The organism is Tardiphaga sp. (assembly GCF_041424195.1).
Classification (GTDB): Bacteria; Pseudomonadota; Alphaproteobacteria; order Rhizobiales; family Xanthobacteraceae; genus Tardiphaga.
The window spans coordinates 46,664-58,945 of record NZ_JBGMOE010000147.1 but is presented as its reverse complement, the minus strand read 5'-3'; the positions used below and the strand labels follow the sequence as shown (position 1 = coordinate 58,945).

The following is a 12,282-nucleotide window of genomic DNA, read 5'->3' as shown; positions in this document are numbered from 1 at the left end:
GCCCGAAGATTTCCTCGCGCGCGATGGTCATGTTCTCGGTCACGTCGGCGAAGATTGTCGGGCGCACATAGAAGCCCTTGTTGACGCCTTCCGGCAGACCGGGGCCGCCGGCGACCAGCGTGGCGCCTTCCTCGATGCCCTTCTGAATCAGACCCTGGATCTTGTCCCATTGGCCACGATTGACCACCGGGCCGATCACAGTGCCATCGGCACGCGGATCGCCGGCCTTGGTCTTGTCGGCCTGCGCTTTCGCGATGGCGGCGATTTCCTTCATCTTCGCCTGCGGCACGATCATGCGGCTCGGCGCGTTGCACGACTGTCCGGAGTTGTTGAACATGTGCGCGACACCGCCGGTGACGGCCTTCACGAAGTCGGCGCCGTCCAGAATCACGTTCGGCGACTTGCCGCCGAGTTCCTGGCTGACGCGCTTCACGGTGTTCGCAGCGCGCTTGGCAACATCGATGCCGGCGCGGGTCGAGCCCGTGAAGGAGATCATGTCGATGTCGGGATGTTCGCTCATGGCGACGCCGACGTCAGGGCCCAGACCATTCACGAGGTTGAACACGCCCTTCGGCACACCGGCTTCATGGAGGATTTCCGCGAAGATCAGCGCCGAGGTCGGGGTGTATTCCGACGGCTTCAACAGCATGGTGCAGCCGGCGGCGAGCGCGGGTGCGACCTTGCAGGCGATCTGGTTCAGCGGCCAATTCCACGGAGTGATCATGCCGACGACGCCAATCGGCTCCTTCGTGATCATGGCGGCGTTGTGCGGCTCGTCGAAATTGTAGGTCTTCAGCACGTCCAGCGTGGCGACGAGGTGACCGAGGCCGGCACCGGCCTGCAGCTTCTCTGCCATCGGCAGCGGAGCACCCATTTCGTCGGAGACCGACGCGCCGATATCCGACATGCGGGTCTTGTAGACCGCGATGATCCTTTCAAGCAGGGCGATGCGCTCTTCACGGGTGGTCTGGGAGAACGTCTCGAAAGCGCGCTTGGCAGCGGCGACAGCCTTGTCGACGTCGGCCTTGGAGCCCAGCGCAATGTCATACATCGCATCTTCGGTCGCCGGATTGACGACAGGGGTGGTCTTCTTGACGACGGGATCGACCCAGGCGCCATCGATGTAGAATTGCAGGCGATTGACCATTGGTAGCCTCTTTGATTTCGGGAACGTCTGTCGTCAGAAAATTCTGTGCAGCCGGCCGTATCTGGGAAGGAACGACATGTCCGGCAAGCACCCTTGCGCGGTCATTTCGCCTCATGAGCCCGTCATGCACGGGATGCCGCGTGAAAGCAGCAAATGCATATAAATCCAGCCGCGTGGCAGGAGCAAGGCCCTGTGATTTTGCGCGCTTTCTAAAATCGGGATGCCGCAATTTGCCACTTAAAACGCGGTGTGCATTGCAGCAAAATTGAACAGGACATCAGCGCGACTTGACGCGAACGGCGATGGGCGCATCCGGATCGGCCTCATCATCGGCCATGGTGGAAATCGGCGACATCGGTGTGTCGCGCAGCCGCTTCAGGCCAAGATGCCGCTCGCGCAGGATGACGAAGATACCCGCCCCTGCGACGATCACCGCGCCACCAACCACATAGGGCGTCGGCACTTCGCCGAACATCCAGAAGCCGAGCAGGAAGGCCCAGAGCATCGCCGTATAGTCGAACGGTGCCAGGAAGGACGCCGGCACGTAGCGATAGCTCTCGGTGAACAGCATCTGGCCGAGCCCGCCGGAAATGCCGATACCGACCAGCAGCGCCAGTTCGAAATCCGTCGGCCAGCGCCAGCCGAATGGCGCGGTCAGCAGCGATGCCGTCATCACGATCAGCGTCATGAAGATCACAATGGCCGAGGACGACTCTGTCGCGGTCAGCCTGCGAATCTGGATGGTCGCGCCACCCGACGAGAAGGCGTTCAGCAACGCCAGCGAGAGACCGACGATCATCGATGTGGTCAGTGCCGCATGGTCGTGGAAATACGGCGACAGCATCAGGATGACGCCGGAAAAGCCGATCGCCACCGCCGACCAGCGATAGGCATGGACCTGCTCTTTCAGGAAGATGGCGGCGAACACCACCGTGATCAGCGGGGCGATGAAGGCAATGGCGGTGACATCGGCGATCGGCAATCGCGCCAGGGCGCCAAAGGTGCAGAACGTCCCGACCACGCTGAACGAACCGCGCACCAGATGCGCGGAGGCGCGGTTGGTGCGCAGCGCCCCCCGCAACTGACCGCGCCAGCCGAAGAACAGCAAGATCGGGATCAGCGCGAACAACCCGCGGGCAAACACGATCTCGCCAAGCGGCACGTCGCTGCCGAGATAACGGCCCTGGGCGCCCATAATGGCAAACGCCATGGTGCTGGCAATCTTCAGCGACACGGCTTTGAAGATGTTCATGAGGTCGGGGAAATGGAGATCAGGGGAATCGCGGGGGCGCTCATATTGCAGCACACAATCACGTGAGGCCCATCACGAAAACCGCCGATGCGACATGGCTTGGCGGGTTTCCATGCAGGGCTGCACCCGCCGCACCCCCACCTTGCGCGGGCAGTTTTAGCCCTTCTTGGCAGGCCGCGGCGGCCCCTCCACCGCGGGCAGCGACTTTAGATAGGTCGCCATCGCCGAGCGGTCCGCGGCGCTCAACTGGGAAGTATTGCGGATCACACGGGCCATGGAGCCACCGGCGGTATCGCCATCCGGCGTCTGTCCGGTTTCGAGGAAATAGGCGATGTCCTTCTCGCTCCAGTTACCGAGGCGCTTCTGGGTGATGTTCGGCACCCAGCCCTCGCCGTCCGGATTGGGACCACCCGCAAAACGCTGCTGCGTAACGACGCCGCCCAGCGCGTTGCGCGGGCTGTGGCACTCGGCGCAGTGACCCAACGCATTGATCAGATAGCTGCCGCGATTCCACTGCGGCGATTTCGACGCATCCGCCGCGAACGACTTGCCGTCGAGGAACAGCCATTTCCAGACGCCGAGGTTGCGGCGGATGTTGAACGGGAATGGCACGGCATGATCCGGCGCCTTGCTCGTAACCGGTGCGAGCGTCTTCAGGTAGGCGAACAGATCGCGCGCATCCTCCACCTTCATCTGCTGGTAGGACGTGTAGGGAAAGGCCGGAAAGTAATGCGAACCGTTCGGCGATGTCCCCTCCAGCAGCGCCGTCACGAAATCCGCCTCGGTCCAGCGGCCGATACCGGCGGCAGGATCAGGCGAGATGTTCGGCACATAGAACGTACCGAACGGCGATGTCAGGGGCAGCCCGCCGCCGAGCTTGAGCCGATCCTGCTGCGCCGGCGTCGCATGGCAGGACGCGCAGCCACCGGCATTGAAGACCACCGCGCCATTACCGGGATTGGGCGTGCGTGCCGGGAGCGTGCTTGCAGCCACCGTCGCGGGAATCGTCAACCACCAGAACACGCCGAGGCCGATGACGGCCGCGACAAGTGCAAGAATCAAAAGCCGTTTCAGCACGTGCATGTCCCATCGGTATCCTGGTCAAACTTCAGCAAATGCAGCGCGTCGAACAGCCGCTACTGGAACGAAACCGTGATCCATCCCTTAGTCCTTCAGGGGAAAAATTGGCGCCTCGGATGTTTCCAGCCATGACGACCTCACCATCATCAGGGAGAAAACCATGTCACCTCGTTCGATCATGCTCGCGTCCCTCGCACTCGGCGCCGGCATCGCCCTCGCCGGCCCCGCTTCCGCCGACAAGATGAAGGCGACCCTCGACGGCGCCTCCGAAGTGCCCGCCACGACCAGCGCCGGCAAGGGCACCGCCGATATCGATTTCGATCCCGCTACCAAGAAGCTGACCTGGAAGTTGACCTATTCCGGCCTCACGGGCCCTGCGACCATGGCGCATTTCCACGGCCCCGCCGAACCTGGCAAGAATGCCGGGGTGGCCGTACCGATCACACCAGCCACGTCCGGCTCCGAAGGCAGCGCCACGCTGACCGACGCGCAGGCTGCCGACCTGTTGGCCGGCAAATACTATATCAACGTCCACACCGAGGCGAACAAAGGCGGCGAGATCCGCGGACAGGTGACGAAGTAACATTCGAACCGAGTATCGTTTGAATGGGAGGGCGAGCGCTGCGGCGTTCGCCCTCTTTCTTTTTAACGGCTTCGCATTTCGGGGGCTTACCGTCCCCTTGCAAAAAGTAAGGACTTTCCTTACCCTATAAGCAAAGGACGCCCCATGATTACCAGCAAGATCACCAGTAAGGCCCAGACGACGATCCCGCAGCCTGTTCGCGCGGCGCTCGGCCTCAAGGAAGGCGACGAAATTGCCTATGCGATCGAAGAAGGCCGCGTTGTTCTGACGCGAGCTGAACAGAGTAAATCTGAAGATCCTTTCGCCACATTCGACGAATGGGATAGCGCGGCTGACCGGAAGGCCTATGGTCGACTTTGAGCAAGGCGACATCATCCGAGTGCCATTTCCTTATACAGATAAGGATACGAGGCAACGCCGCCCAGCCTTGATTGTCTCTTCTGGCCCGATCGGAGAAGCCAACGCACTGCTTTGGGTCGTGATGATAACGTCCGCAGAGAACAGGCCGTGGCTCGGTGACGTGTCGATACCGAACCACGAACGCAGCGGCCTCCCTGTCCCATCGGTTGTTCGTCCATTCAAGATCGCGACGATCGAAGCTCGCCACGCCGATCGAATTGGCAAGATCGCAAAACCGGCACTGCGAAATGTCATGCGCCAACTTCACGCGATCTTGTCAGTAGCCAGTTCTGCCGACTGATATTTGCCTCAGATCTTCAAACGAAACGTCTCGTGGCAGCCACCGCATGCCTTGCCGATACCGCCGACATTCGCCTTGAGGGTGTCGAGATCCTTGATCTTGGCCTTGGCATCGGTGACGACCTTAGCGAAGGTGACGATGTGGGCATCGAAACCGGCCTTGTCTTCCCAGACCTTCGGCGACGTCGAATAGTCGCCTTCGGCCTTCACGCCCTTGGTGCTGTCGGGAAACAGCGTCGGCAGCTTTTTGGCGGTGTCGTCCAGCACGGTCAGCGCGGCTTCGACCGCGGCCTGATCATAGGGCTTGTCACCCTTGGCCATGGCGCTGAGCGTGCCGCCGAGAGCACGACCATTGGACTTCATCAGCGTCTGGCGTTCCTTGACGATCTCCTGCTGGGCCGAGACTGCCCCCACACCCAACAGCAAAGCTCCGACAACGAGAAGCGCACGTTTCATCAACCAATACCCCTGTTTGGAATTCGATTAGGACAATTTAGCAACAACGAGATGAACCCCGCCGCCATTGAGCTATTCCCGGCGGCGGCGCTTTACAGCGTATGGAGCCGTTCGTGCTCGCGGATCGCCATCCACACCCGCTCAGGGGTTGCAGGCATATCAATGTGCTCGATTTTGTATTCGCGATAGAGACCATCGACGATAGCGTTCATCACCGCGGGACAAGAGCCGATGGCGCCGGCCTCACCGGCTCCCTTCACCCCTAGCGGGTTGGTGACGCAGGGGATGTTGTGGGTCTCGAACGAGATCGGCGCACCGTCGGCCGCGCGCGGCAGCGCATAGTCCATGAAAGTGCCGGTGACAAGCTGGCCATCCTCGGGATCATAGATCGCCTGTTCCATCAATGCCTGACCGATACCCTGCATGGTGCCGCCATGAACCTGGCCGGCCAGCAGCAATGGATTCAGCGTGACACCGAAATCATCGACGATGACGTAATTGACAATAGCGATCTTGCCGGTCGCGGGATCGATCTCGACTTCGACCAGATGCGTGCCGTTCGGGAACGTCCCGTCCGCGCTGCTGAAGGTCTCCGATGCACTGAGCTTCGACGGATCGGCCTTCCTGGCGAGATCTGCGAATGACACCGAGCGATCGGTGCCGGCGATGCGGACAACTCCTCCGTCGATCTCAAGGTCTGCCGCGCTGGTCTCCAACACGTCGGCGGCGAGCTCTTTCAGATTGATGCCGAGCTGCCTGGTGGCACGCTGTACGCTGACGCCGCCGGTCGGGATCGACGCCGAGCCGCCCGTGCCGAGACCGGTCGCCACCTTCGCCGTATCGCCCTGGACGATGTGGACGCGATCCGGCGTCACGCCGAACTGTTCGGCGACGATCTGGGCATAGGCCGTGTGATGGCCCTGCCCGGTCGACTGCGTGCCGATCAGGATGGTGATGTCGCCATCGGCGCCAACAGCAACATTGGCGGTCTCATCGCCCATGGTGCCGCAGACTTCCACATAGGTGGCCATGCCGATACCGCGAACCAGGCCATCCTTCTTCGCGGCCTTGGCGCGCTTCGGAAACTCCTTCCAGCCCGCGACATCCATCGCGCGTTTCATATGCGCGGCGAAATCGCCGGAGTCGTACACCTTGCCCGTCGCGGTCTTGTACGGCATCGCTTTCGGCGAGATGAAGTTCTTGCGGCGGATCGCATCCGGCGACATGCCGAGCTTGCGCGCGCATTGATCGACCAGACGCTCAACGACATAGGCCGCCTCGGGACGGCCGGCGCCGCGATAGGCATCCACCGGCACGGAGTTGGTGAACACCGTGCGCACGCGGCAATGGAAAGCCTGGATATCGTAGAGGCCCGGCAACATGCCGGCACCGCCATGCGGGATGTACGGGCCGAAGGTCGACAGATACGCGCCCATATCGGCCATCAGGTCGACATCCATCGCGAGAAACTTGCCATCCTTGTCCAAAGCCATGCGGGCATGGGTGACGTTGTCACGGCCCTGCGCGTCGCCGAGGAAATGATCGGTGCGGTCCGCCGCCCACTTCACATTCTTGCCGAGCTTCTTGGCGGCAAAGGCCACCAGCGCATATTCGCGATAGGGAAACAGTCGCGTGCCGAAACCGCCACCGACATCGGGACAGATCACGCGCATCTTGTCCTTGGGCATCTTCAGCACGTTGTCACAAAGGATATCGCGCAGACGATGGCTGCCCTGACTGCCGATGGTCAGCGTCATGTGATCGCGCTTGGCGTCGTATTCACAGATCGCCGCACGGGTCTCCATATAATTGATGATGACGCGCGGATTGACGATCTTCACTTCGGCGATCACGGGCGCCTTGGCGAAGACGGCATCGACCGCCTTCTTGTCGCCGATCGGCACATCGAACAGGATGTTGCCGGGATGTTTGGCCCACACCTGCGGCGCGCCATTGGCGACGGCATTGACCAGACCATTCACTGACGGCAGCGGCTTCCAGTCGACCTCGATCGCCTCAATCGCATCGCGCGCCTGCGCGACAGTCTCCGCAACGACGAAGGCCACGGCATCGCCGACATGGCGCACTTCCTTGGCGGCTAGGATCGGATAATCCGGTCCGGTGAAAGGGTGATCTTCGAGATTGAACAGACACGGCAGACCGCCAAGATCCTTGGTGTCCTCCCCCGTCAGGATCGCGGCGACGCCTGGAAGCGTGCGCGCCTTGGACACATCGATCGTAAAACTGGCGTGGGCATGCGGCGAGCGTAGCACAAGGGCATGCAGCGTGGCGGGCGCGTGATCGTCGGTATAGCGGCCACGGCCCCGAATGAGGGCGTCGTCTTCTTTACGCAGGACACTCTGTCCGACGCCGAATTTGATGGGAGCCATCGTTCCTCCGCTTGCAGTTTAGACTCAATCTACACTGCGGGAGGATGGCGGCAAGTGGTACGGGGCGCCGCACTGCCCGACTTTGGGACACGATGAAGCGAGCTATCTGGCGCGCAGCAGCGTGCGCAGCCAGGTTTTGCCGAAAAGCATCAGGACCAAAGTCGAATAGACCGGGACGGTCACGATGATGAGAACGCCCAGCGTCGCTTCGTCGCGGAGGCTGGCGAGGCCCGCAAGCTGCTCCGCCGCCAGGCGCCCAGCCCCCCACAACACCGCGGCGAGGACCACGCCAGTCAACGCGAATTTGCCGAGTGCCAGCAGGAACGCGCGATCAAATTCGAGATAGCCGGCCCGCATGGCGAAGAAGATGACCAGCAGCAGATTGATCCAGGCACCAGCTGCAGTGCCAAGTGCGAGGCCGATCTGCGCCAGAGGTCCCATCAGCAGAATCTTCAGGACGACGTTGACCGCGATGCCGGTCAGCGCGGCGATCATCGGCGTCTTGGTGTCCTTACGGGCATTGAAGGTCGCCACGGCGCTGCGGATCATCACAAAGGGGATGAGCGCAATGGCATAGGCGGCGAGCGTCGCCGCAGCGACTGCAGCATCCGCCTTGGTGAAGGCCCCGCGGGCAAACATCGCGCGCATGATGATGTCGGGCACCACGAGGAATGCGGCGACGAAGGGCAGCGAGAACAACAGCGTAAACAGGAAGGCGCGGCGTTGCGCGCCCATGGCGCCGACGTGATCGTCTGCCGCCATCCGCCGCGACATTTCCGGCAAAAGCACCGTGCCGATGGCAATGCCGATCACCCCGATCGGTAACTGGTTGAGACGGTCCGCATAATACAGCGCCGACAGCGCGCCGACCGGCAGGAAGGTCGCGATGATGGTGTCGGCAAACAGTGCGACTTGCGTGCCCATGGAGCCCAGCGTCGCCGGGCCGAGCGCACGGAAGAAGCCGCGCACGTCCTCGTCGAGACGCAGCGGCGCAAAACGTGGCAGCCCACCATGGCGCTGCAAGTCTCCGGCGAGCAGGAAATATTGCAGAAAGCCCGAAATCAGCACGCCCCAAGCCGCCGCGTGACCTGCACTCGGGAAGAATGCAGCCAGCGCCAGTGTCGCCATCATTGAAATATTGAGGAAGATCGAGGCCGCCGCAGCACTGGCAAAGCGCTGCATGACGTTCAGCATGCCGCCATAGAGCGTCACCAGCGTGATCAGCAGCAAATAGGGAAAGGTGATGCGTGTCAGCTCGATGGCAAGATGACGTTGCACGGGATCATCGGTGAAGCCCGGTGCCAGGACGCTCATCGCCTGCGGCATGAACAGGATGGCCAGGATGAGCAGCACGACCTGCGATGCAAACAACAGAGTGAAAATGCGGTCGGCGAACAAATGGGCCGATTGCGGGCCGCCCTTCCCCGTCACATGGGCATAGGCCGGGACGAAGGCGGCATTGAACGCGCCTTCGGCGAAAATGGCGCGAAAATGATTGGGCAGTCGCAGCGCCACGAAGAAGGCGTCTGCCACCGGACCGGCGCCAAGGATCGCCGCAAGCATGATGTCGCGCGCAAATCCCGTGATCCGCGAGAGCAGCGTATATCCGCCGACGGTGAAAATGCGTCCCAGCATCAGCCGCTTCTACAGCATGAAGCGGCGGTGCAAAACGCTCAACTTAGGCCGCCAGCGCGTCGCGCACAGCCTGGATGACGCGGTCCTGCGTGGCTTCGTCGAGATAGGCATGCACCGGAAGGCTGATGACATCGGCCGACAGCGCCTCGCAGACCGGCAGACCGCCATCGACGACCGGATAATCCTTATAGGCGGTCTGCATATGCATCGACTTCGCGTAATAGATCGCAGTCGGCACGCCCTGCGCCTTCAGCGCATTGGCAAAGGCGTCACGGTCCGTGCCCTTCGGCAGGCGGATCACGTAGCAGGCCCAGATCGACGTATTGCCCTCGGCGACCCGCGGCACCATGACAAGGTTGCCGAGGCTGCGGGCGTAGCGGTCGGCTACTTTGTTGCGGGCGGCGATTTCGTCGTCGAAGATCTTCAGCTTTTCCAGCAGCACCGCGGCCTGGATGGTATCGAGGCGCCCGGTGATACCGAGGCGGACATTGTCGTATTTGTCGGAGCCCTGACCGTGGATGCGGATGCTGCGCAGGTCCTCGGCGAGCTGGTCGTCATCGGTGAAGATGGCGCCGCCGTCGCCGAAGCAACCGAGCGGCTTGGCCGGGAAGAAGCTGGTGGTGGTGGCGAGCGCCGAGGTACCGACGCGCTTGCCCTTGTAAGTCGCACCGAAGGCCTGCGCGGCGTCTTCCAGTACGAACATCCCCTCGGCCCCGGCAATCGCGGAGATCGCATCGAGATCGGCCGGCTGGCCGAACAGATCGACCGGAATGATCGCCCGGGGCTTGAGGCCGGCCTTTTTAGCGGTGGCAATGCCACGTTTCACGGACTCAGGGCTGATGTTGAACGTGACTTCGTCGACCTCGACAAACACAGGCGACGCGCCGACCAGTGCCACGGCCTCGCCGGTTGCGCAGAAGGTGAAGGACGGGCACAGCACGGCATCGCCCGGGCCGATCTTTTTAGCCATCAGCACCATCATCAGCGCGTCGGTGCCGCTGGCGCAGCTGATCACATGCTTGGCACCGCAATATTTGGCGAGCTCGGCCTCCAACTTGGCGACTTCCGGACCATTGATGAACTGGCAGTGATTGAGCACGCGGGTGACCGCCTCATCGATCGACGTACCCAGCCGCTGACGCTGCGCATTGAGGTCGATGAAAGGAACGGGATCGATGCGCGTGTGCTGGTTCATAATGCCTGGCCTGCAGAGTGTCGTGTTGAAGTCTGGATACCGGAAACCGGCGCATGTTTGCGCCGGGTCGCGCTTGCGTCAGCCGACCACCTTGCGGGGGGCTGGGTGTGATGCTGTGGCCGCGCGCTTCTTCGGCGCTTCCAGGCATTGGATCGCGATCTCGAGGGAGGCGACGCCCTCCTCGCCGGTCACAGCGGGCACGCCGCCGGTCCGCACCGCATCGAGAAACGCCATCAATTCGGCGCGCAACGGCTCGTCCTGTCCGACCGGCAGATGACGCATCGAATAGCTGCCGTCGGTCTTGAAACCGAAACATTCGGTGACCTGACGGGTCAACAGATCGCCCATCACATACTTTCCGCGCGTCGCGACCGTGACCGTACGCGCCTTGAACGGCGTCAGCCAGTTGGTGTTGATATGGGCGAGCACGCCCGACGCCGTGCGGAACTGCAGCAGCGCGATGTCTTCGCGCTCGGCGACGGCGGAGGCCAGCTGCGGCTGCACCTCGACGATGTCGCTTTCGGTGAACCAGCGGATCAGGTCGATGTCATGCACGGCGAGATCGATGACAACGCCGACATTGGACATGCGCGGCGGAAACGGGCCGACACGGGTGATGCCGATGGAGAGAATGTCCTCGCCCTCGATCGCCTTCTTGATGGTGGCGACCGCCGGATTGAAACGCTCGACATGGCCGATCATCAGCATGACCTTGGCGTTGCGCGCGGCTTCAACGATCTCGCGTCCCTCTTCCACGGTCGATGCTATCGGCTTCTCGACCAGGACATGGATGCCCTTGGCGATGCAGGCCAGCGCGACTTCGTGATGCAGGTGTGTGGGCGCTGCAATGGTCACGGCATCGACGCCGGCGGCCAGCAGCGCGTCCAGATCCACGAAGGTCTTGCAGCCGATCAGTTTCTCGGCGCGGATGCGATGTTCGAGCATGGGATCGACGATGCCGATCATCTCGATGCCCGGCAGCCCGGCCAGCACGCGGCCATGATTGGTGCCCATGACACCTGCGCCTACGACGCCGACACGCAGCGTGCGAGCCGCATCCTTTGCTGCGGACATTTCTTTCGACACCATTCAATAAACCCCGGAATTCTTAAGGGCGCGCGGCGATTCACCATACCGGCGCCGGGAGTCTCCTAGCATGCCCGCCACAGATGTGGCGATTGCCCCGCGGAGCTACCCAAACACGTTTTGATTCAAAGAATTACACCATGTCGTGAGACCGGCCAACCGCCCCTCCTCGACACGGCCAATGGGCCTGCGATTCATTGATATGACAGCACTTTTGCTGCATCCTTGGGGTGTCGCGACGCGCTGTTTCCACCTGCCGATCGAGAGAAATTCCATGTTTCGCAAGCCGGTCGTCGCGCTGAGTCTCGTTGTCAGCACTCTGGCGGGAACCGCCGTCTGGGCGCAGACGCCCTCGCCAGCGCCGCCTGCCACGACACCGACTGTCGTCGAACGGACGGCCAAGGGACCGACCGCGCGCAACTTCCAGGTCGGCGTTTATCTCAATGTCCAGCCCGACTGCACCTCGGGCACCCTGCCCGCCTTGCGCATGGTCATCCCACCCGCGAACGGCACGATCAGCATCAAGCGCGGCAAGGTTAGCGCCACTAACTACAAGCAGTGCCTCGCGCTCGAAGTGCCCGGGTTCATCGCCTTCTATCAATCGAAGGCGGATTTCGTCGGCAGCGACGAAGTGACCATCGAAGTGAAGTATCCGGCCGGGCGCACGGAGGTGCAGCGGATCAGGATTGATGTGGGCGGAAGTGGCGGTGGAGCGCCCGCGGGGCCGAAGGCACCGGCGGGGCAGAAGATCTGACAGGC

At 62.2% G+C, this 12,282-nt stretch carries 12 protein-coding genes; 4 read left to right on the top strand and 8 right to left on the bottom strand.

All coding sequences use genetic code 11. The features are described from left to right. From ACEK02_RS19410 to ACEK02_RS19400, 3 genes are all read right to left on the bottom strand, one after another. The coding region (locus ACEK02_RS19410; protein ID WP_371423203.1) for an aldehyde dehydrogenase family protein at window positions 1-1,147 on the bottom strand (1,147 nt) is incomplete at its 3' end. A 277-nt stretch (window positions 1,148-1,424) separates the two neighbouring features. Further along, window positions 1,425-2,399, bottom strand: a complete 975-nt coding sequence (locus ACEK02_RS19405; RefSeq protein WP_371423202.1) for a DMT family transporter — start codon at window positions 2,397-2,399, stop codon at window positions 1,425-1,427. A gap of 156 nt (window positions 2,400-2,555) precedes the next feature. Further along, window positions 2,556-3,482 carry a c-type cytochrome gene (locus ACEK02_RS19400; RefSeq protein WP_371423201.1) on the bottom strand — a complete coding sequence of 309 codons (927 nt, stop codon included), beginning with the start codon at window positions 3,480-3,482 and terminating at the stop codon, window positions 2,556-2,558. Between the two features lie 157 nt (window positions 3,483-3,639). On the opposite strand from ACEK02_RS19400, the gene ACEK02_RS19395 reads away from it, so the two are divergent. From ACEK02_RS19395 to ACEK02_RS19385, 3 genes are all read left to right on the top strand, one after another. Continuing rightward, the gene (locus ACEK02_RS19395; protein ID WP_371423200.1) at window positions 3,640-4,062 is read left to right on the top strand and encodes a CHRD domain-containing protein; all 423 of its coding nucleotides are present in this window, start codon (window positions 3,640-3,642) and stop codon (window positions 4,060-4,062) included. 144 nt (window positions 4,063-4,206) lie between these two features. Then, window positions 4,207-4,422 (top strand): type II toxin-antitoxin system PrlF family antitoxin, encoded by a 216-nt coding sequence (locus tag ACEK02_RS19390; protein ID WP_371423199.1) that lies wholly within the window; start codon window positions 4,207-4,209, stop codon window positions 4,420-4,422. Then, window positions 4,409-4,762 (top strand): type II toxin-antitoxin system PemK/MazF family toxin, encoded by a 354-nt coding sequence (locus ACEK02_RS19385; RefSeq protein WP_371423198.1) that lies wholly within the window; start codon window positions 4,409-4,411, stop codon window positions 4,760-4,762. The genes ACEK02_RS19390 and ACEK02_RS19385 overlap by 14 nt, the downstream gene beginning before the upstream one ends. Before the next feature lie 8 nt (window positions 4,763-4,770). Here ACEK02_RS19385 and ACEK02_RS19380 read toward each other — a convergent pair whose 3' ends face one another. From ACEK02_RS19380 to ACEK02_RS19360, 5 genes are all read right to left on the bottom strand, one after another. Further along, window positions 4,771-5,217, bottom strand: coding sequence for a cytochrome c (locus ACEK02_RS19380; protein ID WP_371423197.1), 447 nt, complete (start codon window positions 5,215-5,217; stop codon window positions 4,771-4,773). A gap of 92 nt (window positions 5,218-5,309) precedes the next feature. After that, window positions 5,310-7,607 carry a xanthine dehydrogenase family protein molybdopterin-binding subunit gene (locus tag ACEK02_RS19375; RefSeq protein WP_371423196.1) on the bottom strand — a complete coding sequence of 766 codons (2,298 nt, stop codon included), beginning with the start codon at window positions 7,605-7,607 and terminating at the stop codon, window positions 5,310-5,312. A 102-nt stretch (window positions 7,608-7,709) separates the two neighbouring features. After that, window positions 7,710-9,242, bottom strand: coding sequence for a murein biosynthesis integral membrane protein MurJ (gene murJ, locus ACEK02_RS19370; RefSeq protein WP_371423195.1), 1,533 nt, complete (start codon window positions 9,240-9,242; stop codon window positions 7,710-7,712). A gap of 43 nt (window positions 9,243-9,285) precedes the next feature. Further along, on the bottom strand, window positions 9,286-10,437 hold the full coding sequence (locus ACEK02_RS19365; RefSeq protein ID WP_371423194.1) for a DegT/DnrJ/EryC1/StrS family aminotransferase: 1,152 nt from the start codon (window positions 10,435-10,437) through the stop codon (window positions 9,286-9,288). A gap of 78 nt (window positions 10,438-10,515) precedes the next feature. Beyond that, on the bottom strand, window positions 10,516-11,511 hold the full coding sequence (locus ACEK02_RS19360; protein WP_371423193.1) for a Gfo/Idh/MocA family protein: 996 nt from the start codon (window positions 11,509-11,511) through the stop codon (window positions 10,516-10,518). A gap of 286 nt (window positions 11,512-11,797) precedes the next feature. Here ACEK02_RS19360 and ACEK02_RS19355 point away from each other — a divergent pair, with 286 nt between their 5' ends. After that, window positions 11,798-12,277, top strand: a complete 480-nt coding sequence (locus ACEK02_RS19355) for a hypothetical protein (protein ID WP_371423192.1) — start codon at window positions 11,798-11,800, stop codon at window positions 12,275-12,277. The last annotated feature ends 5 nt before the right edge of the window (window positions 12,278-12,282 follow it).